23 protein-coding genes and 1 other RNA gene are annotated in these 24,109 nt (G+C 41.1%); 19 read left to right on the forward strand and 5 right to left on the reverse strand.

All coding sequences use genetic code 11. From position 1 onward, the window contains the following. Positions 1-8: 8 nt before the first annotated feature. The 7 genes from FAX86_RS18370 to FAX86_RS18400 all read left to right on the forward strand — a co-directional run bounded on the left by FAX86_RS18370 (position 9) and on the right by FAX86_RS18400 (position 8,971). On the forward strand, positions 9-467 hold the full coding sequence (locus FAX86_RS18370) for a type VI secretion system tube protein Hcp (protein WP_144394947.1): 459 nt from the start codon (positions 9-11) through the stop codon (positions 465-467). Positions 468-676: 209 nt separating this feature from the next. Further along, positions 677-2,599 (forward strand): assimilatory sulfite reductase (NADPH) flavoprotein subunit, encoded by a 1,923-nt coding sequence (locus FAX86_RS18375; RefSeq protein ID WP_144394948.1) that lies wholly within the window; start codon positions 677-679, stop codon positions 2,597-2,599. Then, entirely contained in the window at positions 2,599-4,365 is a 1,767-nt protein-coding gene (gene cysI, locus FAX86_RS18380) for an assimilatory sulfite reductase (NADPH) hemoprotein subunit (protein ID WP_144394949.1), read from the forward strand. The genes FAX86_RS18375 and cysI overlap by 1 nt, the downstream gene beginning before the upstream one ends. A gap of 28 nt (positions 4,366-4,393) precedes the next feature. Beyond that, positions 4,394-5,125, forward strand: a complete 732-nt coding sequence (locus FAX86_RS18385) for a phosphoadenylyl-sulfate reductase (RefSeq protein WP_144394950.1) — start codon at positions 4,394-4,396, stop codon at positions 5,123-5,125. 118 nt (positions 5,126-5,243) lie between these two features. After that, entirely contained in the window at positions 5,244-6,323 is a 1,080-nt protein-coding gene (locus tag FAX86_RS18390; protein WP_144394951.1) for a CNNM domain-containing protein, read from the forward strand. A gap of 530 nt (positions 6,324-6,853) precedes the next feature. After that, positions 6,854-8,587 carry a trypsin-like peptidase domain-containing protein gene (locus FAX86_RS18395; protein WP_144394952.1) on the forward strand — a complete coding sequence of 578 codons (1,734 nt, stop codon included), beginning with the start codon at positions 6,854-6,856 and terminating at the stop codon, positions 8,585-8,587. Positions 8,588-8,602: 15 nt separating this feature from the next. Then, the gene (locus FAX86_RS18400; protein ID WP_144394953.1) at positions 8,603-8,971 is read left to right on the forward strand and encodes a hypothetical protein; all 369 of its coding nucleotides are present in this window, start codon (positions 8,603-8,605) and stop codon (positions 8,969-8,971) included. 76 nt (positions 8,972-9,047) lie between these two features. On the opposite strand, the gene FAX86_RS18405 is transcribed toward FAX86_RS18400, so the two are convergent. Together FAX86_RS18405 and ilvC are read right to left on the reverse strand one after the other, a co-directional pair. Continuing rightward, positions 9,048-9,470: a hypothetical protein gene (locus FAX86_RS18405; protein WP_144394954.1), complete on the reverse strand. Its 423-nt coding sequence runs from the start codon at positions 9,468-9,470 to the stop codon at positions 9,048-9,050. A gap of 151 nt (positions 9,471-9,621) precedes the next feature. Then, positions 9,622-11,094 (reverse strand): ketol-acid reductoisomerase, encoded by a 1,473-nt coding sequence (ilvC, locus tag FAX86_RS18410; RefSeq protein ID WP_144394955.1) that lies wholly within the window; start codon positions 11,092-11,094, stop codon positions 9,622-9,624. Positions 11,095-11,241: 147 nt separating this feature from the next. On the opposite strand from ilvC, the gene ilvY reads away from it, so the two are divergent. Next, a complete protein-coding gene (gene ilvY / locus FAX86_RS18415; RefSeq protein WP_164503667.1) occupies positions 11,242-12,126 on the forward strand; it encodes an HTH-type transcriptional activator IlvY in 885 nt (294 codons plus the stop codon). Between the two features lie 152 nt (positions 12,127-12,278). After that, positions 12,279-13,076, forward strand: a complete 798-nt coding sequence (locus FAX86_RS18420) for a DUF4097 domain-containing protein (protein WP_144394957.1) — start codon at positions 12,279-12,281, stop codon at positions 13,074-13,076. Between the two features lie 93 nt (positions 13,077-13,169). Here FAX86_RS18420 and FAX86_RS18425 read toward each other — a convergent pair whose 3' ends face one another. The 3 genes from FAX86_RS18425 to FAX86_RS18435 all read right to left on the reverse strand — a co-directional run bounded on the left by FAX86_RS18425 (position 13,170) and on the right by FAX86_RS18435 (position 14,925). Then, positions 13,170-13,469, reverse strand: coding sequence for an STAS domain-containing protein (locus FAX86_RS18425; RefSeq protein WP_144394958.1), 300 nt, complete (start codon positions 13,467-13,469; stop codon positions 13,170-13,172). Positions 13,470-13,512: 43 nt separating this feature from the next. After that, positions 13,513-13,938 (reverse strand): ATP-binding protein, encoded by a 426-nt coding sequence (locus FAX86_RS18430; RefSeq protein ID WP_144394959.1) that lies wholly within the window; start codon positions 13,936-13,938, stop codon positions 13,513-13,515. Between the two features lie 459 nt (positions 13,939-14,397). After that, a complete protein-coding gene (locus FAX86_RS18435; protein WP_144394960.1) occupies positions 14,398-14,925 on the reverse strand; it encodes a hemerythrin domain-containing protein in 528 nt (175 codons plus the stop codon). 426 nt (positions 14,926-15,351) lie between these two features. Here FAX86_RS18435 and ffs point away from each other — a divergent pair. The 10 genes from ffs (at position 15,352) to FAX86_RS18485 (ending at position 24,101) form a co-directional block, all read left to right on the forward strand. Continuing rightward, positions 15,352-15,448, forward strand: an RNA gene (ffs, locus tag FAX86_RS18440) — signal recognition particle sRNA small type. Positions 15,449-15,626: 178 nt separating this feature from the next. After that, positions 15,627-17,825: a DNA polymerase III subunit gamma/tau gene (gene dnaX / locus FAX86_RS18445; RefSeq protein WP_144394961.1), complete on the forward strand. Its 2,199-nt coding sequence runs from the start codon at positions 15,627-15,629 to the stop codon at positions 17,823-17,825. 22 nt (positions 17,826-17,847) lie between these two features. Beyond that, the gene (locus FAX86_RS18450; protein WP_205859253.1) at positions 17,848-18,168 is read left to right on the forward strand and encodes a YbaB/EbfC family nucleoid-associated protein; all 321 of its coding nucleotides are present in this window, start codon (positions 17,848-17,850) and stop codon (positions 18,166-18,168) included. 6 nt (positions 18,169-18,174) lie between these two features. Further along, positions 18,175-18,777, forward strand: coding sequence for a recombination mediator RecR (gene recR / locus FAX86_RS18455; RefSeq protein WP_144394963.1), 603 nt, complete (start codon positions 18,175-18,177; stop codon positions 18,775-18,777). Positions 18,778-18,902: 125 nt separating this feature from the next. Beyond that, positions 18,903-19,238, forward strand: coding sequence for a hypothetical protein (locus FAX86_RS18460; RefSeq protein WP_144394964.1), 336 nt, complete (start codon positions 18,903-18,905; stop codon positions 19,236-19,238). A gap of 101 nt (positions 19,239-19,339) precedes the next feature. Next, complete coding sequence (gene htpG / locus FAX86_RS18465; protein WP_144394965.1) at positions 19,340-21,232, forward strand: molecular chaperone HtpG; 1,893 nt, start codon at positions 19,340-19,342, stop codon at positions 21,230-21,232. Positions 21,233-21,516: 284 nt separating this feature from the next. Next, positions 21,517-22,173, forward strand: a complete 657-nt coding sequence (gene adk / locus FAX86_RS18470; RefSeq protein WP_144394966.1) for an adenylate kinase — start codon at positions 21,517-21,519, stop codon at positions 22,171-22,173. A gap of 15 nt (positions 22,174-22,188) precedes the next feature. Next, positions 22,189-23,184 (forward strand): ferrochelatase, encoded by a 996-nt coding sequence (gene hemH, locus FAX86_RS18475; protein WP_144394967.1) that lies wholly within the window; start codon positions 22,189-22,191, stop codon positions 23,182-23,184. 55 nt (positions 23,185-23,239) lie between these two features. Then, complete coding sequence (locus FAX86_RS18480; RefSeq protein WP_246128665.1) at positions 23,240-23,500, forward strand: hypothetical protein; 261 nt, start codon at positions 23,240-23,242, stop codon at positions 23,498-23,500. 4 nt (positions 23,501-23,504) lie between these two features. Next, on the forward strand, positions 23,505-24,101 hold the full coding sequence (locus tag FAX86_RS18485; RefSeq protein ID WP_144394969.1) for a DUF2238 domain-containing protein: 597 nt from the start codon (positions 23,505-23,507) through the stop codon (positions 24,099-24,101). The last annotated feature ends 8 nt before the right edge of the window (positions 24,102-24,109 follow it).

Genomic DNA, 24,109 nt, shown 5'->3' on the forward strand with positions numbered 1-24,109 from the left:
AATAAACTATGAAATCAAATTCAAATAATATAATGCTTAGTGTTTGGGACGCAGACGGTACTCCTTTAGGTTCCTATTCAGATTCAACAAAAGGACTACCAGTGATTGACTTTCAATTTAAAACAAGTTTGTTAGACGATGGTGGGAGTAATGATTTTAATGATAAATACTCTCCTTGCGTAATTGTCACTGAACAAGGGCCGCATACGCCTATGATGTTACAGCAGTATGCAGAAGGGAAAGATATAAAGAAGGTTGAAATTAAATTTTATACTCGAATTGGTGGTAAGAAGGAAAACTATAAAACATGGACATTTGAAAACGTTAAAGTTGTTGAGCTGGAGCTAAATGATTTCGATGGAGATATGGAAACAGGTACACAAGTGTTAAGTTTTAATTTTTCGAAAGTAGAAATGACATGCTTGAATAAGATGTTCAATGACAAGGATTATGACAGTCGAAAGTGAATCTTATTTATGGGGCACTGACTGTAATTTAAACGAATAATATTTTGAAATAATGGTACTTCCATTTATTGAGCCAAATTCCATATTTAACATTCACTTAATCTCTTATATGCCTTTAAGTTAGGTCGACATATCTGGCGATTCGTTCCGAATCGTTTTTAAGTTCTCTAAGCTTTGCCCAAGTTTGTCATAAGAAAAGGCATTTGGGCATGATTGCCAATTTACTTCAAGAATTTGCTGCGCCTCTTTCGACCGAGCAGGTCAACAAGGTGAAAGATGCGATCGGTGACCTCTCAATAGAACAGGTGAACTGGTTAAGCGGCTATCTGGCGGGATTAGCCGCGACGGGCTCTGCTGTTGGGCTAAAAGATGTGAGCGCGGTTGTCGGTCAGGCGGGGTCTCTTGAGCAGTCAAGTCAGTCTTTAGCTCAAAAATCAGCATTACAAACTCCGACGTCGCAGCAAAAACAGCGAGTGGTAACTTCGACGATTTTATACGCCTCGCAAACGGGGAATGCGCGTGGTGTGGCAGAAAAGCTGTATCAATTTCTCTTACAAGCGAATAACAAAGCTGTTCTTGTCGATGTTGCAGATTACAACCCCAAGTTACTTAAAAAAGAACAGCGAGTATTTCTTATTACCAGTACTCATGGTGAAGGAGAGCCACCGGACGATGCCATCGAGCTTCACGAGTTTATCAATAGCAAGAAAGCGCCAGACTTATCGTCTTTGGAGTTTGCGGTGCTTTCGCTGGGCGACTCCAGTTACGAGTACTTTTGCCAGACTGGTAAAGACTTCGATGAGGCATTTGCTCGGTTGGGCGGAAAGCGGTTGTTTGATCGTGTGGATTGCGATGTTGATTACTTAAATGAAACTCAAGCTTGGTCGAAGCAAGTTCTTGAACACCTTGAGCGAGAAAACAATTTAGCTGAATGCTCGACAAACGCTTCGGTGAACATTGCCACAGAGCAAGCTCCACACTTAAGGGTGGTGGAACCTGATAATTCTTCATTTGATAAGTTCAATCCTTACCCAGCCAAGGTATTGGATGTTGTGTCGATAACAGCCAGCGGTTCGACAAAACCGACGCTGCATGTCGAAGTTGATCTAGAAGAATCAGGCCTCACTTATCAACCGGGAGATGCCTTGGGTGTTTGGCCTGTTAATCAGGATGAGTTAGTTAAGCAAACACTTAATGCGCTCTCTTTAGACGGAACTGTGGAAGTTACTGTGGGAGAAGAAACAAAGTCATTATTTGAAGCACTGAAGAATGACCTGGAGCTCACACAAGTAGGACCCCAGTTTGTTAGTTGGTTGGCTAATTTTAGTGGAAGTTCAGAATTAATCTCTATCGCTCAAGATAGAGCTAAGTTATCTAAATTTATCTTGAAGTTTCAAGTGCCTGAACTATTGGCTAAGTATTTTGATGTAGTAAGCCGTCCTTCCTTCGACGCCCAAACTTTTATATCGCAATTGCGCCGCATAACTCCTCGTCTGTATTCTATCGCCAGTAGTCAGGACGAAGTCGATGAAGAGGTGCACTTAACGGTTGGTCTGGTGCGAGAATTCCGTAATGGAAGCGAGCGTAATGGAGCCGCAAGTACATTGTTATCGCAGTTGCAAACAGATGATGTCGTCAAAGTCTTCGTCGAAAAAAATAAAAACTTCAAATTACCTGAGAACAGTAGCACCAAAATTATTATGGTAGGCGCTGGTACTGGAATAGCTCCCTATCGTGGATTTATGCAACAACGTGCTGCCGATAATGCTGCCGGTAATAGTTGGCTGATATTCGGTAACCCACATTTTTCGACCGACTTTTTGTATCAGTTAGAATGGCAGCAATATTTAAAAAAAGGCGTTCTATCAAAAATTGATTTAGCATTTTCTCGCGATCAGTCAGAAAAAGTATATGTGCAAGATAAAATTCGAGAGCATTCGAAAGCTATTTATGAGTGGATTCAAGAGGGCGCTCACTTATACGTGTGTGGCAATAAAGATCGACTGGGGCAAGCAGTAGAAAATGCGTTTATTGAAGTACTCAAGACTCAAGGTGATAAAACCGAAGAGCAAGCCAAAGCAACCCTGACTGAAATGAAAAAAGCGGGTCGTTATCAGAAGGACGTATACTAATGTCAGACTCTAAAACAACGGATATTTTCGAGAAAGAATTGCCTGAAGGGCTTGCAGAAAATGAATACATTAAAGATCGTTCGGACTATTTGCGAGGAACCATTAAAGAAAGCTTAGCCAATCCAGTAACCGGACAAGTTGCTATTGACGATCAACAGCTTATTAAGTTTCATGGTATTTATCAGCAAGACGATCGTGATTTAAGAAATGAAAGACGTAAACAAAAACTAGAGCCTTTGTACAGTTTTATGCTTCGTGCACGCGTGCCTGGGGGGATAGCATCTCCAGCGCAATGGTTGACGATGGATAAAATCGCGTCTGATTTTGGTAACAACACCATTCGATTAACAACACGTCAAGCTTTCCAATTGCACGGTATTGTGAAAAATAATTTGCGGCCGACAATGCAGGCAATGGACCAGGTTTTACTCGATTCAATCGCTGCGTGTGGTGATGTAAATAGAAACGTGATGTGCAATCCAAATCCTGTTGAATCTAAAGCACATCAAGAAGTCTATCAGTGGGCTGTTCGAATTAGCGAGCATTTATTGCCCAAAACTAAAGCCTATCACGAAATTTGGTTGAACGGTGAAAAGTACTCAACGAGTCTAAATGAAACCGCTGAGAAAACGGATGAGCCTATTTATGGAAAACATTATTTACCTAGAAAATTTAAAACGGTGGTTGCCATTCCTCCCTATAATGACGTTGACGTTTATGCTCACGATTTAGGATTTATCGCGATCATAAAAGAAGGACGATTATTGGGATTCAATGTGACCGTTGGTGGTGGAATGGGGATGTCTCATGGCGATCCCGAAACGCATCCGCGTGTTGCTGATGTCATTGGTTTTTGTTTTCCGCAGCAAGTGTTAGCTGTCGCAGAGCAAGTAATAAAAATACAGCGAGATTATGGCAATCGTGTGCAACGAAAATTGGCTCGTTTCAAATATACGATTGCCAGCCGAGGGATTGACTGGTTCAAGGAGGAGCTGAACCATCGGCTTGGTTGGAAACTATTAACCGAACAACCTTTTGAGTTTGTCAGCAACAGTGATCGTTATGGTTGGATTCAAGGTTACGATAGCCGTTGGCATTTAAATTTGTATATAGAGAACGGGCGTATAAAAGACGAGGGTGAATATCGATTGCGTACGGGACTTAGAGAAATTGCAAAAGTTCATACCGGGGACTTTCGTTTGACTGCCAACCAAAACTTAATTATTGCCAATATTACAGAAGAAAATAAGTCTGTGATTGAACAGCTCGTTAACGAACATAAGATAAAAATTGGTGATGAAGTTTCTAAGCTTCGACGTCATGCAATGGCGTGTGTTAGTTTACCAACGTGCAGTTTGGGAATGGCAGAAGCGGAGCGTTATATGCCTTCTTTGCTGGATCAAGTTGAGCTCTTATTAGAAAAGCATGAGTTAAGCGAGCAACCGATTACAATGCGTATGACGGGATGTCCTAATGGCTGTGCAAGACCCTACCTTGCTGAAATAGGACTGGTTGGTAAAGGGCCGGGAAAATACAATTTATTTTTGGGTGCCGGTCATCATGGCGAGCGGCTGGGTGTTATTTATCGTGATAATATTGGTGAAAAAGATATTTTGTCATTACTCGATGAATTATTTTTCGATTATCGAAGTAATCGAAATAGTAATGAATTCTTTGGTGATTATTTAGTTCGAGTCGGTGTTGTTTCTCCTTCATATACTGCTGCTGATTTTCATTTTGAACTTAAAACAGCAAAAGCCGTTTGAGTTTTTAAATGATAGGGATTATGTAGTCATGACATTAAGCTGTGCAAATTCGTTCTCTTCAACTGAGCTGGTTAATTCCTTTGACTTTGAGCAGGCAAATTATCAGTTACGCTCTATGCCAGCTTTACAGCGTATTGAATGGTGTTTTGAGTATTTACCCGGCAATCATATTTTAACGTCAAGTTTTGGCGCACAATCGGCAGTGAGTCTACATTTGTTGACTCGAGTTGATCCAAATATTTCTGTGGTGTTAATTGATACCGGTTATTTGTTTAAGGAAACGTATCAATTTATTGATCAATTGACAGAACAATTGAATTTAAATTTAATTGTCTTTCGCTCTTCAATAAGTCCGGCCTGGCAGGAAGCTCGATATGGTGAATTGTGGCAGCAAGGTGTTTCTGGAATAGAACAATACAATCGTTTGAATAAAGTCGAACCTTTACAAGGTGCCTTGAGTCAATTGCAAGCAGGTACCTGGTTTGCCGGTTTGCGACGTCAGCAATCATCAACTCGCCAACATATTGAATTGATACGACAACAAGAATCTCGGTTCAAAATTCATCCGATTGCTGACTGGACTACAAAAGATATGCATCGATATTTAACTGAACATCGATTGCCTTATCACCCGTTATGGGAGAAAGGCTATGTTTCTATCGGTGATGTGCATACGACGCGGCCGATTTCTGGTGAATTGGCGGAAGAAGACACACGATTTTTTGGGTTAAAAAGAGAGTGTGGTATTCATGAGTTGTAATTAAATATCAATTTACAATATTACGACCGGTTCTGAGACGGATAATGTTCGTCAAACGGCTCCTAAATGAGGTAAGATAGGTGAAAATGATCATTCACCTATCTTATTTCGGAAGCGTATGACGTTACTGATTATTTATCTTATTCTTGCCATTGGCGTATCTTTTGTTTGTTCCATTCTTGAAGCTGTCTTACTGTCTGTTAATGACTCTTATGTTGCGATGTTGGAATCTGATGGAAAGAGTTACGGTAAGTTATTACGTGCCATGAAAGACGACATCGATCGACCATTGGCCACAATATTAAGTCTTAATACTATTGCGCATACTGTTGGTGCTGCAGGTGTTGGAGCTCAATCACAAGTCGTATTCGGGAATGCTTACTTGAGCATTACTTCAGCGGTTTTAACTTTTTTGATTTTAATTTTCTCAGAAATCATTCCTAAAACTCTTGGGGCTCGATTTTGGCGAACTTTGGCTGGTCCGAGTGCGAAAACATTACAGATTTTAATGCTTTTGTTGGCTCCTTTAGTGTGGTTTTGTCAAAAGATTACAGGATTAATTGGAAGTGGTGGACATAGCATCAGTTTTACTCGCGAAGAATTTGCCGCAATGGCCGACCGCGGCGCTGAGCAAGGTGTTCTAGAAGAAAATGAAGCAACGGCTTTTAAAAATATGGTGAAGTTTAAATCGTTGTTTGCCAAAGACGTTATGACACCGAGGCCAGTAGTGGTTTCTTTTGATCGTTCAATGACCGTCGGGGATTCGATTGGTCAAATGGAAGGGTTGTATTTTTCTCGCTTTCCAATTTACGGAGAGCATAAAGAAGACATCAAAGGATATGTGTTAAAGCACGATGTATTATTAGAAGCTGCACGAGGTAATAGTGATAAGCCGTTAAACAGTTTAAAGCGCGATTTGTTAGCTGTAATCGATACAACGTTGCTCAAAGATTTGTTTGAAGAGTTGGTCGAACGTCATGAGCACTTGGCGGCATTGGTTGATGAATATGGTGGACTGACGGGTATAGTCACCATGGAAGATATCGTAGAAACTTTACTCGGTATGGAAATCATGGATGAAGTTGATGCAATTGAAGATATGCAATCACTTGCTCGTAAGCAATGGGAAAAACGTGCAAAACGAGTTGGGTTAAAAACGCCAGAAGATTCATTTGAGAATGCTCGAAAGATCGAATAGATCACAAATTAGGAATTTTGTGATTCATAACCATCCGTATTAAACACTTCTGATTTATTTCCTCTTGGCGTTCAACTAAGAGCTTTCTTTAGGGAGATTTGAACGCCATGGTTTGCACAAAGCTCTTTCATCTTTATTCTCCAGCCCACTGAGACAGCACTTAAGTTTGTTCCTAGTTTTGGGATTATACAAGGGGGCCGGCAGACGCGTTATAAAATAGGTATTGAGTGAATGTATGTCGATATATAAGATAGATCCTCAGTATACAAGCAAAGATACTAAATTACTGTTCTGTTGATTGAATAATCTATACGAGGTATTTCGCTCCTAACCTAATAAGGTGTTTTTGATAAGTTTTCTGAATTTTGAATTTTTAGAAATGATAGGTTTTAAAAAAAAATCTATTACAAACCTTGAGCTATAAAGGAGTAGCAAAGCAAAAATTGTCAACTTTTACCGTGGAATCATTCTCTTTTTTTTCGGGTTTTAAGCTAAAGTAGAGATATACGTAAGTTTAAGAGGTATTACACGTGACTAAGTACGTTTCAATTTTATTCTTTCTAGTGGGATTTATAGTTTTAAATCCCTCCAGTTCTTATGCGGAAGTTATTTCTTCTGTCGAAAAGATGTCATATCAGGATCGACCATTTTCGCTGAAATACAAATCATCGATTGCCAACGAATATCGTTTTGAATTGCCTAGAGTGGATGTCGAGCGAAATATGGCAAAGGCTCTTGATACAAAGCGCGGCCAAGGCCCGTACTTATTTGCTGAACCCTATTATCCGGCAAAGTCGAGACTGGACGATATTCGCTGGACTGAAGTATCAGGAACGTCTGTTTGGCGCATTCGATTCAGTTCTCCTAATGCAAAATCTTTGAATATTGGATTAACTGATTTATTTTTACCCCAAGATGCAAAAGTTTATTTTTATACGCCAGACGGCTCTCAAATAACCAGATTTGATGAACGCTCTAACAAAAGTCATGGTCAACTTTGGACTCCGGCCTTTCACTCCAATGAGCTTATTATGGAGCTTAATGTCCCCAGTCATTTGCAAAAATACGTGACTTTCAATATTAAGTCAGTGAACCAGGGATTCAGAAGTATTAAGCCTTCGGCAATGGAGAAGTCGGGTGATTGTAATATTAATGTAATCTGTCCGGTTGCTGATGATTGGCGTAACGAAATCCGTGCGGTTGCACGCATATTAATTAATGGTAGCGGATTGTGTACAGGTACTTTGGTAAATAACGTTGCGGGTGACAATACGCCTTATTTCTTGTCGGCAAATCACTGCGGAATTACTAATAGCACGGCATCTACCATCGTATTCTATTGGAATTTTGAGACTTCTCAATGCAATATGAATACGGATGTCGCCGATGGCAGTTTAACTCAGTTCCAGTCGGGCTCAACATTCCGAGCGCGCTCAGAACCTTCTGACTTTTCTTTAGTGGAACTCGACTCAAATCCAGAAGCAGCTTTTAATGTGCACTTTGCCGGCTGGGATGCTACCGATACAACGCCAAATTCAGTGGTGGCGATTCATCACCCCTCGGGCGATGAAAAACGCATCAGCTTTGAAAATGATACTCTGACTATTACGTCATATGGAGAAAACGCTACTAATCCGAATGGAACGCATTTTCGAGTGGGCGCTTGGGATTTGGGAACAACCGAAGGTGGTTCTTCAGGCTCTGCAATTTGGAACTCCGATAAGCGTGTCGTTGGTACCCTACATGGCGGTTTGGCGGCATGTTCTGCGCCTAATGATCCTGACTGGTATGGTCGAGTTTCTGTTCAATGGCTAGGCGGCGGAACAGCTTCAACTCAGCTAAAGGCGTGGCTTGATCCAGACGATACTGGTGTTCTTTCTTTGGACGGTTTTGATGGCTGTGATGCACCAACCGGTACGGTAACATTGTCCAGTTCGGCGATAAATGTTGGCGATGAAGTGACAGGCACGGTTGATGCGACAGGTGGATCGGGTGCAGGATACACTTACAGTTGGGATTTCAATAATGATGGTACAGAGGACGGAACTGGCACTTCTGCTGCATTTACTTATTCTAGTGCCTATAGCGGTAACGTTATTGTTCGTGTTACAGATGGCGCTGGTTGTAAGTCAGTCGCTGTAGCATCCATAGTTGTCACAGGAAACTCAACCGGTGGTGGTTCTTCTGGCGGCGGTGGTTCATTAACCGGCCTCGTATTATTATTGTTGGCCAGAGCTTTCTTTATTCGACGTTACAATAAATAAAAAAAGGGTTGTGTGATGTATCGTTATCTTTTAATGGTGTTGTTGAGTACGTTGTTGTTGGGTTGTAAACACATGGAATCTGATGATCAAGGTACCAGCGAAATGAAGGGTGCTTATATTAAGATCTTTAACTCTGAAAATAAGAGTTTGATCTCATTGACGAATCCTGAAGACGTTATGCCCATTATAAAAATGATCGAGCAACGAGAAAAAGTGCTGTTAAAACGGTTGCCTATTTTTACTCATACGCTTGAAGTTTTTGACGGCAAGACGACTGCAACGTGGGAGTTCGTTGGTGAAGGTATCATTCAACCAACAAATATTAAAGGAACCGATTTGCAAAGAATCAGTTCGCCAGAATTGATAACGAAACATCTGAAATAAGCCTTTAGTTTTCCACCTCTACTCGGGTAGGGGTGGATTCACTCAGTTATCGAATTTTTTATTCCCTGGTTGTACTTTACTCTCGTGTTAGTAATTTCAATATTGGGAATTTACTTTTTCCGAAGTAAACACTGAGCGATAAGGTCTCGTTCGATTCAAAAGTATTTTCATCAATTATTGGAAATCGTCGCTTTCCGTTGGCGAATACTGCCATAATATGATGGTTTTTTAATATTCGACGACCAGTAGCTTGATTGCTGATCGTTAATGTCGCCCAACGCTCACCGCGCTCGTTACTCATAGTCACTGAGTGAATAATTTTGAAATCGCTGGCCTCTGGGTAGAGTTTTTCATCATTTTTAAATTTAATGACTTCAGAGTTAACGATTGATTGCTCAATCATCAGATTACTGGATAATTCGTCGGTACTGGCGGCATTGCTGGAGGGAATTAGCAAAAAAGAAGAGACGATAGCGATAAAAAGACTGTTTTTGTTCATTAGGAACACTCACCGTTGTATTTATTCTGAGTATCTAGGTTAGAACAACTACCTTAACCTAAACTGAACTCTATCACTATCGAGTCAATTTCTTGTCCTTCAATATGAGTTTGTATTTATAATCGTTCAGACCATAACTTATGAATCATTTTTACTGGTTCTTCATTGCCTTCATGTAGGAGCGAAGTTTTTTACCAACCTGTTCAACCGGGTGTCTTTGAATTAACTCATTAGTAGATAAAAGGTGTTCGTTATTAACGCCATGATCCGTCAAATCGAGTCCGTATCCAATAACGTCAGTTGACAATTGCGGCATGAGTTTTTCTCTAAGTAATGGAATGGCTGCATTTGAAAACAAGTAGTTTCCATATTCGGCCGTATCTGAAATGACAACATTCATTTCGTACAATCGCTTGCGCGCTATAGTGTTGGCAATTAATGGTGTTTCGTGAAGTGATTCATAGTAAGCTGACTCGGGCAAAATGCCGGATTCCACCATGACATCAAAAGCCAGTTCAACCCCAGCTTTAACCATTGCAACTAAAAAGATGCCTCTATCAAAATAGCTTTGCTCGGCAAATGTTTCTTCGCTGGTAGGAGCGGTTTCAAATCCTAATTGGTTAGTTGCCTTTCGCCAGGTTAAGAGATCTTTATCATCATTCTGCCAGTCTTGCATCATGGTTTCTGAAAACTGACCCGATAAAATATCATCCATATGTTTTTCGAATAAGGGGCGTACCTGCTGCTTGATTGATTCGGCGAGATCGAATGCGCGAAGTTTCGATGGGTTATTCAAGCGGTCCATCATATGAGATATGCCGCCGACTTTTAATGCTTCGGTAATTGTTTCGAGCCCTTGTTGTATGAGTTTGGCGGCAGTACCTGATTGTATTCCACCATCGAGCATTTTCTCATAAGCTAAAACAGAAGCTGTTTGTAGCATGCCACACAAAATGGTTTGTTCGCCCATAAGATCCGATTTCACTTCGGCAACAAAGGAGGACTCTAATACACCGGCTCGGTCTCCGCCTGTCGCAGAGGCAAGTGCTTTGGAAACAGCCAGACCTTGTTGAAGCGGATCGTTCTCGGGATGGACTGCAATTAAAGTCGGAACGCCAAAACCGCGCTTGTACTCTTCGCGCACTTCCGTTCCTGGGCATTTCGGAGCACACATGACGACGGTAATATCTGGTCGAATGCGTTGCCCTTGTTCGACAATGTTGAAGCCGTGAGAGTAAGCTAACACCGCACCGTGTTTCATCAATGGCTCAAGATGTTCAATCACGGCTTTATGCTGCTTATCTGGCGTTAAGTTATACACTAAATCGGCTTCTGGAATGAGTTCTTCGAACGTACCCACAGAAAAGTTATGTTCTATTGCGGTTAAATAAGAGATTCGTTTTTCTTTGATCGCAGAATCGCGAAGGGCATAACAAACATCTAACCCGGAATCACGCATATTTAATCCTTGATTTAGGCCTTGTGCGCCACAGCCGACGATGACAATCTTTTTTGCTTTTAAAGCATCGCATCCTTCATTAAATTCATCGCGTGACATAAATCGACATTTACCCAGTTGAACGAGCTTTTCTCGATGGTTGAGTTGGTTGAAATAATTACTCATTGCATTTTCCCTTAGACAGTGGCGATAGTATTAGATTAGTTGCTGAGCCTATGTTGCGTAAAATGATATATAATCAAAACAATATTGCGCAATATGCAATGCAAAAGGTGTCAAATATGATGGATATAGGAAAGCAGGAGGGTGAAATTGAATATTCGTGAGTTAAATGCGTTTCTTCATTTATCGGAGTCATTGCATTTCGGAAAAACGGCAACGGCAATCCATGTCAGTCCATCAACTCTCAGTCGTATGATGCAACGATTAGAGGAAGAGTTTCAGCAAACATTATTGATTCGTGATAATCGCCAGGTCAGTTTATCAAAAGAGGGTGAGCGATTTGTCATTTTTGCTAAAGAAGTGGTTGCTTTATGGAGTAATCTTAAACACGACTTTCAATATCAAGGTCAAGATGTTCAGGGCGAATTGAAAGTGTATTGTACCGTGACCGCCGCTCATTTATATTTATCGGAAATTTTGCCGTTATTTCGGCAGCGTTACCCGAATATTGAGTTGACGATTGATACTGGCGATGTCTCTCTGGCTCATTCTCATGTAGCTGATGGTTTGGCCGATGTTTCGTTTGCTGTTGCCGGAACTCATTCTCCGCGTAAATACCTGTTTACTCCCGTCGATACCATTCCCCTCAAAATCATTGCTCCTCACGATGGCGGTGATTTTGCTGCAGAGTTGCAGCGCGAGGATATTCAATGGAGCCAAATCCCCTTTGTTATGCCCGAAGCCGGGCCAGCCAAAGAGCATGTAAAACAGTGGTTAAAACGAATGAATATCAAACCTAAGGTTTATGCTTATGTTTCAGGGCACGAAGCGATTGTGAGTATGACGGCTCTGGGATGTGGCATTTCTGTGGTTCCTCAGCCGGTTTTAGAGCACAGCCCGTTAAAGCATAAAATCCGAGTTCTGCCTTGTCGTGTGGTGCCTCAACCCTTTCAGTTAGGAGTCATTTGTTTGAGTCGACGTAAGGATGAGCCTGTTATTCGGGTGTTTAATGAATTAATGATGGAACTCTTTTAAACCTTTTTTCTTACTTCTGCGTCCAATTGTTTAAAGGTTTGGCACCATGGCCAATAGTCATACTAAACATCATGACTTTTGGCGCATGACATTCTGGACCTAAATTGAGATTCTAGATAACAACATTAAAATTGAAAACCAAAGGAGCTACCATGCCTAACCATTTTAAGACTGCGTTTATAGGTGTTTCATTGTTAACTTCTGCCAGTATTGCTTCGGCCTTTGATATAGAAGAAACACGCCAGTTAACTCTGGACGTCAGTAGTTTGTCGGCTTTCAAGGTGGATGCTAGTGCGGGGTTTCTCGTTATAAAAGGTGAAGAGGGTATCAACACTATTTCAGTTGAGGCGGAACTCAATGTCGATGAGGGAGAGTTCGATCTCAAGCTAGAAGAAGTCAATGGAAAGGCATTTCTGATGTCGGAAGTGGACGGTAGTGGCGGCTTTTGGGGAAAAAGTCCATCAATAGATTTGACCGTCACGGTGCCTGCTCGATTATTACTGGATGTTAAAGATGGCTCCGGAGCCATGACGATTTCTTCAATCAATAATGACATCAAAGTTCGAGACGGATCGGGTGAATTGAATATCTCTGACATTAAAGGAAATGTATCTGTCGATGATGGTTCGGGCAGACTTTTTATTGAAAATATTCAAGGTGAATTAGTCGTTGATGATGGCTCGGGCAGTATGGAAGTTCGTAAAGTTACTGGTCCTGTAGACATTGAAGATGGCTCAGGTTCAATTACCATCTCAGATTTAATGGATGCATTACGAGTTAAAGATGGATCCGGTGGTATGATGGTCAGTGATGTGAAAGGGCATGTAACGATTGACGATGGTTCTGGTGGTATTGAATTAAGTCAACTTGAACAGGGCGTTACTATTTTAGAAGAGGGAAGTGGAAGCTTAACGATGACCGATGTTCGTGGTGAAGTGATAAAAAAATAATGTGTATATATTTATCATTTATAAATTTATCACAGTAAAATTACCAGCTGATAAAGGTTAATTAAAAATTAAGAGAGGGGAAGTCCCCCTCTCTTATCGAATATCAAAAACCTTTTCTAAACGCGCTAGTTTAAAAACCTTTAATGCGGGTTCACTAACGTCCGTTAAAGAAAAGTTTAAGTTTCTCTTTTTTGAAGCTTGAAGCGCTTCAACCAAGCTTGCAACACCTGATGAATCGATATAATTCACTTCCGACATATCGACAACCAGGTTTTGTCCTTGGTCAACAGTATCTAACAAAACTTTACGTGCTTCTGGCGAGCGTTCCAAGTCCACGTCGCCGGTTAAGAACACAGTAGTGCGATCACCGTTTTGAGTGACAGAGTAGTTCATTTAGTTATCCTTAAATGAGCGTTAACACACGAAACCAAGTTTTCTATGCTCGGTTATGTTTTTTCATGACCAATTTGTTCCCTGTCCCTTTCGGTGGTGGGCATTCATACTCCACCGAGTCCATTAATTTATTCATAAACATTGTACCTAGTCCGCCGGGCTTTAGTTCCTTTTGAGCTTTAGGTACACAGCAGGCTGGATCAACCGGGTCTGCAAAATCAATTAACTCAACCGAAATAGTATTATTTGATAAATAAACACCAAGATCAATAATACCAGAATCATCAAATTGATAAGCATGTCGAATTATATTTTGGCAAGCCTCATCAACCGCAAGCACAACATCTGAAGTACACTCTTCACTAAACCCTTTAGTTTTCATTGAGTTATAAAGTGTGTCTCGAATGGCTTTCAGGTTTTTAGGTTGCGCATTAAAGCGCTGCTCGATGATTTTTTGATTTGCGCTCATGACCCACAAATGTCTTATAAATAAAAAGCATAAAAGCTTATTTCTCGCCAGAGTATACAGTAAATGTCATATGCTTTGGATTTGCAAGAAAATTAAATCAGATTCAATAACGACTTGCGATGACATTTTTAGTGACAATTAAATCGATGAAGATTCGTTTGAACACAAATCATTTAATTGGCAATAAAAAATAATGAACCACTTAACAATTTTTAATGAAAAGAGAACAAGCTCAGGTTACTTTTGTTGATCGAACTCTCGATTATTTTTGAAAGTGAAAATTTAAGTGTTAAGAGTTATGAATTATTAGGGTAAGTGAACTGTGAGATTTAATGGTTAGGTCGAATTTACTTTGAGTCATCGTTCTTTCTGTTAAAACACAACCAAACGATTATTCATTTATTTAGAGGTTGGTTGTTGCTTTCGTTTCTTAACTTCAACGACTGAAGATAAAGCGTGTTACTCTGGCTGGTAAAGTAGGTAAAGTTCGTTCTCTTCCATACTGACTCGCCGAGTAAGTACCTCGCCAATTTTTATATAGTCGCGTTCAAACTCTTGCTCCATTTCGTCGGTGAAAGCTTGGTGTTGATATTTTTTACAAAATTGAATCACTGCATTTGCAATATCATTCATGTCGCTGCGAAAATCTTTAACTACTTGTAAAGTGTGTAAGTCATCCGATAGCGATTGTTCCAAATACACATAAAACTTTACATTTTCTTTAAGTAGGTGAGACTGAAAGCTCGCTTTGAACTCAGCGATTAAACTGGAAAGACGTTTAAAGTCTTTCATACTATATCCCTCATCCCAAAGTTTTCCATAAAGATCGACCAACTTTGAATGATCGTTCTTTAAGGTTTCAATTAAATGGGCATCATAATGAATGGTGCGTTCTGTTTTGGCGGATGTGCCAGACACACCTTTTATATTGGGCTTTGTTTCTTCTTTCGGACGGCCTTTAAAAAAATCAGCGATAAATGCGAACATACGTTAAACCTCGAACATTCAGCTGTAGATAAACGTTAACAACTCGACTTGAGCAGTCACAATAATTGAGTCTTCAAACCCACATTAATATAAGCGTAATGGATAAAATGTAATCAGGTGTAAAAATATCGGGGAGTAAACCTTTATTTCGTGATTAAGTTCATTAAGTCAATTTCTTTATTTATAGGAGAGATTAACGTTTGATGTTGAGCTGGATAAGGCGTGGATGCGTAAAATCAAAATTAATTTAACGGCGATTTTATCGAGTTGATCGGGTATTTATCAATCAAGAATCGCAGTCGCTCTTTGATTGATGCGTCTAAAGGCACTTATATGATTGAAAATTAAGCAAATATTTCTTTCTTTGAAGGGCTTTTCAAGTGACCTAATTTCAGGGATAATGCGCGTTCTTTCGCTATGGGTACCTGCTGGTTCCCTCGCAACGATACGTCACGAATCCCGCCAGGCCCGGAAGGGAGCAACGGTAGTGACCGACTCGTGTGCCGAGGTCGGGCTGGCAGGTCCCACCCAATCTTTTCTAATCAATTTCTCTCAACTCTTGTCATTGTCTAATTCGAAGCTGCGTTTGCCTTTCAGTAAGGGCGTATCTGTGCAAATAATGAGCTTGCTTAATTATGTTAGAGTTCCTTCGGAAGGTTGATTATAATGGTCTCTGGTTCTGAATTTTAATTGAGTGAAGCATGTCTTACACCGTATTAGCGAGAAAGTGGCGTCCACAAAATTTCCAACAATTAGTGGGGCAAGAGCACGTTCAACGCGCTATCGTGAACGCCATCGATCAAGGTCGGTTGCATCACGCCTACTTATTTACCGGAACTCGCGGTGTCGGCAAAACCACTATTGCTCGAATTTTTTCAAAATGTTTGAACTGTGAATCTGGCGTGACTTCTTCACCGTGTGGTGAATGTGCTATCTGCCAAGAAATCGAGCAAGGGCATTTTGTTGACTTGATGGAAATCGACGCTGCATCTCGTACCAAAGTAGAAGATACGCGTGAAATTTTAGATAACGTTCAATATCGACCTACGCGTGGTCGTTACAAAGTTTACCTCATTGATGAGGTTCATATGTTGTCTAACAGTAGTTTTAATGCGCTACTCAAGACTTTGGAAGAACCGCCTCCGCATGTCATCTTTTTATTAGCAACGACCGATCCGCAAAAATTACCCGTTACCGTTTTATCGCGGTGTTTGCAGTTTCATTTAAAAAGAATGACTCCCGAAGCGATTGTTGGTCACTTGCATCATATTTTATCGAATGAAGCTATCGAGTTTGATGCCGACAGTTTGAATCTGATTGCACGGGCCGCCGATGGAAGTATGCGTGATTCTTTGAGTTTATTGGATCAAGCTATTGCGTTTGGAGGAGGTACGCTTAAACAGAACGACGTTGCCGATATGTTAGGTGCGGTTGATCATCAATTTGTCGCAGAGTTCATTTTAGCTCTAGCCAATAAAGATGCTTCAGCATTATTCGATATTACTGAACGAATGAGTGAGTTTTCTCCCGACTACCAAGCCGTACTTGCAGAAATCATTTCAATGTTGCACCGATTAGCCGTTGCTCAAGCACTGGGAACAAATGGAAATGAGCTTGAAGAATCTATCGCGCAACTGAGTCAACAGCTGAGCCAACAAGATTTGCAGTTGTTTTATCAGCTGGCAACACATGCTCGAAAAGATTTGCCGTTGTCACCGGATCCGCGACAAGGTTTCGAAATGGCATTGTTACGTATGTTGGCATTTCAACCGGCAGTTGCGGGTCAAAAGATTACTGAAACTCAAAAGCCAAGTGTGCAGTCATCGCCAGCGATGCACTCTGGGCAAAAAAAAAATTCTGAAGGTATAGGCAAACTAACGAGTGAGCCTACAGAACAGTCAACACCGCATCAACAAACAACGCCGTATCAACAAAGTGGGACGGCAAAAAAGACTGTACAAGAATCAGATGAGCGTAATAAAGCGAACGATCCTTCTCCGGCCAGACTATTGAGTTCATCAGAATCAATGCCCTTGGAAAATCATTCATCGCAGCCGCCATCACCGACTAATCCTGTTTTGAACGAAGCGCCAGTATCATCGACACAAGAAATAAACGAGCCAATGGCGAGTCGGTCTCCGGTTTTACAAACAGACTCGATTGATCAAAATCAATTGAAATCCGCCGAGCAAGAAGCCGAGGATGAAGTTGTTGTTTGTGAAGGCGATAATCGAAACGAACAGGATCAAGAACCCTTAATATCCCGTGATATTTTAGAGATGCAAGCGGCAGCAGCAGAAGTGTTGTCGGTTGAACCGGCAATCAAGGAAAAAGCCAACCATTCAGACTCATCAATCACAGACGACTCAGTTAAGCCATCGAAAACTAATGAATCGAGTTCGTCTGCAGATGCAACCCAAGAATTAACGCAAGGTATTGAAGACAATATTCAACAGACTGAAGAAATCTTTGAACCGGCTTCGTTAGATGAACTTAAAGATACCACGAGCTGGCATAAGTTTGTGCAGCAACTGGGTTTATCAGGATCCATTTTTCAGGTTTTAAATAACAGTCGAGTTGTGTCGGTTGAGGGAGCAAAAGTAACACTGAATTTATTACAATCAGTCGAACATTTTTTAACAGACAATGCGCGCCAAAAAATTGGTGACGCATTGAATGAGTCATTAAACGATTCGTTAGTTGAGTCGCTAAACTCAAAAATTAAATTGGATTATTTATTCGTTGAAGAGGCTAGCGATACGCCTAAATTGATCTCTGAACGATTACACATTGAAAAACTTAAGTCAATTAAAGAAGGCTTTGAGAATAATCCAAAAGTTTCAGCATTGTTAGAGACCTTTGGGGCCAACATTTCGCTGGACGATATTCAATTAAATTAAAGTAGCTTGAGGTATTAAAGGTATGAAAGGGTTAGGTAATATGATGAAGCAAGCGCAAGAGCTTCAAGAAAAAATGAAGCGTGCGCAAGATGAAGTTGCTAATCTGGAGGTAACGGGGGAGTCCGGTGCGGGTATGGTCAAAGTTGTTATGACCGGTCGTCATGATGTTCGTCGTGTTGAAATTGACGATTCGCTGATGAAAGATGATAAAGAAATTGTTGAAGACTTAGTTGCTGCAGCAATTAATGACGCTGTTCGAAAAGTTGAGTCAGAAACACAGTCTCATATGTCTTCTGTAACTGAAGGCTTACCGATCCCGCCCGGCTTTAAGTTTCCTTTTTAACTTACTATGAAACAATCACCACTTTTGGAGAGCTTGATAGAAGCTCTCCGTTGCTTACCTGGTGTCGGGCGCAAAAGCGCCCAGCGCATGAGTTATCATTTATTGGAACGTGATCGAATGGGTGGCGCTCATTTGGCTGCTATTCTGAGTCAGGCAATGGAGCAAATTAAACACTGTAAGCAGTGTAAAAATTTTACTGAGCAAGAGCTCTGTTCTATTTGCAGTAATCCAAAGCGTGATTCGTCGCTTGTTTGTGTGGTTGAATCTCCAGCCGATGTGATCGCGATAGAAAGTTCTGGTGTTTTTAGCGGTACCTATTTTGTATTAATGGGACACTTATCACCGCTCGACGGAATTGGACCTGATGACCTGGGCCTTGATATATTTCAACAGCATCTGGCACAAGGAAATGTAAAAGAAATTATTATGGCAACGGGATCGACTATCGAAGGTGAAGCAACCGCGCATTATATTCGTGACATGGTTGAGTCTTATAATATTCCGGTGACGCGAATTGCTCAAGGCGTTCCTATGGGGGGTGAGTTAGAGTATATCGATTCCAATACTTTGGCACGCTCGATTACAGAACGAAGAAAGTTAGAGTTTTAAGTCGATTTTTTATAAGAAACTTATAATTCCATAAATAATTGATTTAAGAGACACTCCCCAGGGCAGCATGGAGCGGATATAAGCTGCTATAGTTAAGGTAGGATTTCGTAAAGGAATGTGCTGCCTTGTTAACCTACAAAGGGTTCGTTGCCCAGCTCGAATATGAGCCCGAATCCGATTGCATTTTAGGCGAAGTAATAAACGCACAAGATGTTCTCATATTCGAAGGCAAAAGCCTCAAAGATTTAAAATCCCGCTTTAGTCAGGTCATTGATGAGTATTTAGAGCTCAATCGAGACAGTCATAAAAGTAGTGTTACGCCGTTTGTTGGTCGCTTCACGATTTGTTTGAATCCAGATGATCAGGAGCGGGTATTTTCCGCTGCTAAAAAGGAAGCCATTGGTGTGCAACATTGGTTGAATCGCGAACTGCAGTTTATCATTAAAAAAATTCAGGATTAATGCCTCTAACCTGTTGAAAAATATTTGCCTGCCCCCATTAAACTCTCACTGAATTGAAACTCATATTTTAATGATTCTTATCTGACGGAGGTACAGGTTCAATGAGTGAGACAGCGTCTATGGAAAAACACAGTTTTCAGACTGAAGTTAAACAGCTATTGCACTTGATGGTTCATTCTTTGTACAGCAACAAAGAGATCTTTTTGCGAGAGCTAATTTCTAATGCGGCTGATGCCGTTGATAAATTGCGTTTTAAGTCGCTCGATAACGCCAATTTAATTGCTGATGATCCAGAATTCCGCATTCGGATTACGACGGATGAAAAGGCCGGCACTTTGACCATCAGTGACAATGGTATCGGCATGAGCAAAGACGATTTAATGTCGAATCTGGGAACCATTGCACGCTCTGGCACCGCGGAATTTATCTCTCAACTTTCTGGCGATCAGAAAAAAGACGCTAATCTAATTGGACAATTTGGAGTTGGGTTTTACTCCGGCTTTATTGTTGCCGATAAAATGACGGTTATTTCAAAAGCAGCCGGTTCAGATGAAGCTTGGCAATGGCAGTCAGAAGGTGAAGGTGAATTTGAATTAGCAGAAGCCGAGCGTAGTACACGTGGAACCGATGTTATTTTACATTTGAAAGAAGCTGAAAAAGACTTTTTAAACGATTGGCGCTTGCGTTCAATCATTAGCAAATACTCAGATCACATTTCAGTGCCTGTTGAAATGCTAAAACCGGCCGAACCAGCTGAAGAAGGCGAAGAAGCGAAACCATCGACTGAATTTGAATTGGTTAATAAAGCAACGGCTTTGTGGACGCGCTCTAAGTCGGATATTTCTGATGAAGAATATAAAGAATTTTATAAACATATTTCGCACGATTTTGCTGAGCCTGTTACATGGGCACACAACAAAGTCGAAGGGAAGCAAGAGTACACCAGCTTATTGTATATCCCTAAAAATGCGCCTTACGATATGTGGAATCGAGAGCGTTCTCGTGGTGTGAAGCTGTACGTCCAGCGAGTATTTATTATGGATGACGCTGAGCAGTTTTTACCGGTATATCTGCGTTTTGTACGCGGCGTACTTGATAGTAATGATTTACCTCTCAACGTTTCTCGAGAAATTTTACAAGACAGTTCAGTCACACAATCTTTGAAAAATGCTTGTGTGAAACGAGTGTTAGGTATGTTGGAAAAATTAGCAAAGTCTAATGCTGAGGAGTATCAACATTTCTGGGGACAATTCGGAAATGTAATTAAAGAAGGTCTGGGGGAAGATTTCAGCAATCGAGAAAAAATTGCAGGCTTATTACGGTTCGCTTCAACTCACAACGACACGGAAACACAAGACGTTTCGCTTGATGCTTATATTGAGCGAATGGGTGAAGCGCAAGATAAAATTTATTATATTACCGCTGAAAGTTTTGAAACGGCCAAGAATAGCCCTCACTTAGAAGTTTTCCGCAAAAAAGGCATTGAAGTTTTACTACTTTCGGATCGTATTGATGAATGGGCAATTTCTCAATTAACCGATTACAAAGACAAGAAACTTGTTTCTGTTACACAGGGTGATCTTGATTTAGGTGATTTAGAAGACGAAGCCGAGAAAGAAGAACGCGAAAAGGTTGAGAAAGAATCGCAACCGTTAGTTGAGCGTTTTAAAGAAGAGCTTGGTGAGCGGGTTAAAGAAGTGAAAGTTACCCATCGTTTGACCGATTCTCCGGCTTGTGTTGTCTCTCCCGAAGGTGATATGTCGGCACAAATGGCGCGATTAATGGCCGCAGCAGGGCAAGATATGCCTGAGATTAAGCCGGTGTTCGAGATTAATCCTGAGCATCCATTGGTTAAACTAGCGGCAGAAAAAGACGGCGATGAGTTTAAAGATTGGGCATTATTCTTATTTGACCAAGCCATGTTGTCTGAAAGTGGTTCACTGAAAGATCCGGGCACGTTTACTCGTCGCTTGAACAAGCTATTGATGAAGTAAGACTATCTTGACTTAACTGAATCAAAAAGGGCTGCCGTTGGGCAGCCCTTTTTTCTAGGTCAATGAGTAAAAATCCAGTAAGAAGGCATCAGGCGAGATAATTGCCTGAAATCTAATCATATGTTGCTAAATTTTCTCGACATTCGATATTACTCTGGAAAAGAGCCACAATTTCCTTGAGTTAGCCTTGCGTGATCGGTATCTTAGCGTCTACACAGATGAATTGGTCATTGGTTTGGCCGGATAATCGGCCTTCAGAATAAAAAACTCCCGGAGAAGAGTGTATGCGAGTTATTTTATTGGGTGCGCCAGGCGCAGGAAAAGGAACTCAAGCTCAGTACATAAAAGATAAGTACGGCATTCCGCAAATATCAACTGGTGACATGCTGCGTGCTGCCGTTAAAGCAGGCACGCCACTGGGTTTGGAAGCCAAAAAAGTGATGGATGCAGGAAAATTGGTTTCCGATGACATTATTATTGGCCTGGTCAAAGAGCGTGTTGCAGAGTCGGATTGTAAGAATGGGTATTTACTTGATGGCTTCCCTCGGACGATTCCACAAGCTGATGCCATGCGCGAAAATAATATTCACGTCGACTTTGTGGTTGAAATTGATGTCGATGATGAAGAAATCATAAATCGATTAAGTGGTCGTCGTGTCCATCCTGATTCAGGTCGTACTTACCATATTGAATACAATCCACCCAAGCAAGAAGGTAAAGATGACGTTACCGGTGAAGATTTAATTCAACGAGATGATGATAAGGAAGAAACGGTCCGTCATCGTTTGAATGTCTATCACGATCAAACGAAGCCTCTGGTTGACTATTACATGAAATTTGCAGAAGAGCGATCTGAACACTCACCTGAGTACGTAAAAGTACCCGGGGTCGGCACTATGTCCGATATTCGTGATAAGATTTTTGAGGCGCTTGCCAAGTAGTCACTTGCTCATACTATGACAATTTCAAATAAATTAGGTGTGCTTTTAGTTAATTTGGGCACACCTGATGAACCGACATCTGCTGCGGTTCGAAAATATTTAGCAGAATTCCTCCACGACAAGCGCGTTGTCGATCTTTCTCGCTGGATCTGGTGCCCAGTACTTCACGGGATTATTCTCCGGGTTCGTCCACCAAAAGTCGCTAAGTTATACCAGGCTATTTGGACGGACGAGGGTGCGCCGTTACTGGCTATTTCTAAAAAGCAAACGAGTAAATTACGGCAATTCTTTCGAGAGAATGAGGTTAACGTTTCTGTCGAGTTAGCCATGAATTACGGTAACCCTTCGATATCGAGTGGATTGGAAAAATTGCGCGACTGTTCGCGAATTTTAGTACTTCCCTTGTATCCGCAGTTTTCATCGGCGACGACGGCTTCGGTATTTGACCGAATCGCAAAAGTACAGGCTGCCCAATGGAATTTGCCAGCAATGGATTTTGTGCGTGATTATCATGATCATCCGCTCTATATTAAAGCGCTTGCTGAATCCGTCCGTCGACATTGGCAAAATAACGAGCGGGGCGATCGTTTGTTAATGTCCTTTCATGGTATACCACAACGTTATGCAACAAACGGTGATCCTTATCCAAATGAATGTGCAAGAACCGCAGAGTTATTGGCTGAGGAGTTAGGTTTGTCGAGTGACGAGTGGATTCTGTGCTTTCAGTCCCGATTTGGTAGAGAGCTCTGGTTACAACCTTACACTGATAAAACTATGGAAAAGTTAGGTCAGCAAAAATTGTCGGTTGATGTTATATGTCCTGGTTTTTCTGCTGACTGTTTAGAAACGATTGAAGAAATAGAGCAAGAGAATAAAGAGATTTTTCAGCAAAGTGGTGGACAGCGATATCATTATATTCCATGTTTGAATGATGATGATCAACACATTGTGATGATGGCCGAAATTATCCAATCGCGTTTAAATATTCAATCGACAGTAACCGCCGTTTGAACAAGAGGTAACATCAATTAAACAGAAGTTTGGGCAATGCTTATTATGTGGAAGAGTGACTGATCTTACTTTTCATCACTTGATTCCGCGTAAAATGCATCGTCGAAAACGCTTTCAAAAGCTATACTCCAAGGAACAACTGAATCAGGGCATTGATATCTGCCGGTTATGTCACCGTGGCATCCATAAAATATATGATGAAATGATTCTGGCAAACCAATTCAATTCATTGCAACAATTACTTAATGACGAAGTCTTAGCCCGGCATTTTAGTTGGGTATCTAAACAAAAAGTTAAAGCCGAAAAGCGTAGGTAATCGTATGAAGAAAGTTAGCTGGTTATTGGTGTTTTTTCTTGTACTAATCTGGTCGGGAATACAACCTAAAGATACTCTCACCTGGTTTCTCGAAGTCTTGCCGGCAATCATCGGTTTAGTCATTATCGCTTCAACTTATCAACGTTTTCCATTAACTCAATTGTTATATATCTTAATTTTAATTCACTCGGTCGTTTTAATGATCGGTGGACATTATACTTATGCCGAGGTGCCTTTGGGGCACTGGTTTCAAGATTGGTTTGGATGGCAAAGAAATAATTACGATAAACTCGGGCACTTTTTGCAAGGGTTTGTGCCTGCAATCATCGCACGCGAATTATTTGTTCGACATCAAGTCATAAATGGACGTCACTGGCAAAACTTGTTGATCATTTCGGTGTGTCTGGCATTCAGCGCTTTTTATGAGTTAATAGAGTGGTGGGTTGCTCTGTTGTCCGATGAGGCTGCAGAATCTTTTCTTGGTACTCAGGGATACGTTTGGGACACTCAATCGGACATGATGTATGCGCTGATTGGTGCTATTGTCGCCTTAGTAGCTCTCGGACATTGGCACGATCGCCAAATCCGAGCGCTGAAATAACTGAGACA

This window comes from Pleionea sediminis (assembly GCF_007570825.1).
In the GTDB taxonomy this organism is placed as follows: domain Bacteria; phylum Pseudomonadota; class Gammaproteobacteria; order Enterobacterales; family Kangiellaceae; genus Pleionea; species Pleionea sediminis.

Bases quoted from the DNA above. Each gene is read 5' to 3' on its own strand.
- FAX86_RS18370 (WP_144394947.1), top strand. From the start codon at position 9: ATGAAATCAAATTCAAATAATATAATGCTTAGTGTTTGGGACGCAGAC.
- FAX86_RS18375 (WP_144394948.1), top strand. From the start codon at position 677: ATGATTGCCAATTTACTTCAAGAATTTGCTGCGCCTCTTTCGACCGAG.
- cysI (WP_144394949.1), top strand. From the start codon at position 2,599: ATGTCAGACTCTAAAACAACGGATATTTTCGAGAAAGAATTGCCTGAA.
- FAX86_RS18385 (WP_144394950.1), top strand. From the start codon at position 4,394: ATGACATTAAGCTGTGCAAATTCGTTCTCTTCAACTGAGCTGGTTAAT.
- FAX86_RS18390 (WP_144394951.1), top strand. From the start codon at position 5,244: ATGACGTTACTGATTATTTATCTTATTCTTGCCATTGGCGTATCTTTT.
- FAX86_RS18400 (WP_144394953.1), top strand. From the start codon at position 8,603: ATGTATCGTTATCTTTTAATGGTGTTGTTGAGTACGTTGTTGTTGGGT.
- FAX86_RS18405 (WP_144394954.1), bottom strand. From the start codon at position 9,470: ATGAACAAAAACAGTCTTTTTATCGCTATCGTCTCTTCTTTTTTGCTA.
- ilvC (WP_144394955.1), bottom strand. From the start codon at position 11,094: ATGAGTAATTATTTCAACCAACTCAACCATCGAGAAAAGCTCGTTCAA.
- FAX86_RS18420 (WP_144394957.1), top strand. From the start codon at position 12,279: ATGCCTAACCATTTTAAGACTGCGTTTATAGGTGTTTCATTGTTAACT.
- FAX86_RS18425 (WP_144394958.1), bottom strand. From the start codon at position 13,469: ATGAACTACTCTGTCACTCAAAACGGTGATCGCACTACTGTGTTCTTA.
- FAX86_RS18430 (WP_144394959.1), bottom strand. From the start codon at position 13,938: ATGAGCGCAAATCAAAAAATCATCGAGCAGCGCTTTAATGCGCAACCT.
- FAX86_RS18435 (WP_144394960.1), bottom strand. From the start codon at position 14,925: ATGTTCGCATTTATCGCTGATTTTTTTAAAGGCCGTCCGAAAGAAGAA.
- dnaX (WP_144394961.1), top strand. From the start codon at position 15,627: ATGTCTTACACCGTATTAGCGAGAAAGTGGCGTCCACAAAATTTCCAA.
- FAX86_RS18450 (WP_205859253.1), top strand. From the start codon at position 17,848: ATGAAAGGGTTAGGTAATATGATGAAGCAAGCGCAAGAGCTTCAAGAA.
- recR (WP_144394963.1), top strand. From the start codon at position 18,175: ATGAAACAATCACCACTTTTGGAGAGCTTGATAGAAGCTCTCCGTTGC.
- htpG (WP_144394965.1), top strand. From the start codon at position 19,340: ATGAGTGAGACAGCGTCTATGGAAAAACACAGTTTTCAGACTGAAGTT.
- adk (WP_144394966.1), top strand. From the start codon at position 21,517: ATGCGAGTTATTTTATTGGGTGCGCCAGGCGCAGGAAAAGGAACTCAA.
- hemH (WP_144394967.1), top strand. From the start codon at position 22,189: ATGACAATTTCAAATAAATTAGGTGTGCTTTTAGTTAATTTGGGCACA.
- FAX86_RS18485 (WP_144394969.1), top strand. From the start codon at position 23,505: ATGAAGAAAGTTAGCTGGTTATTGGTGTTTTTTCTTGTACTAATCTGG.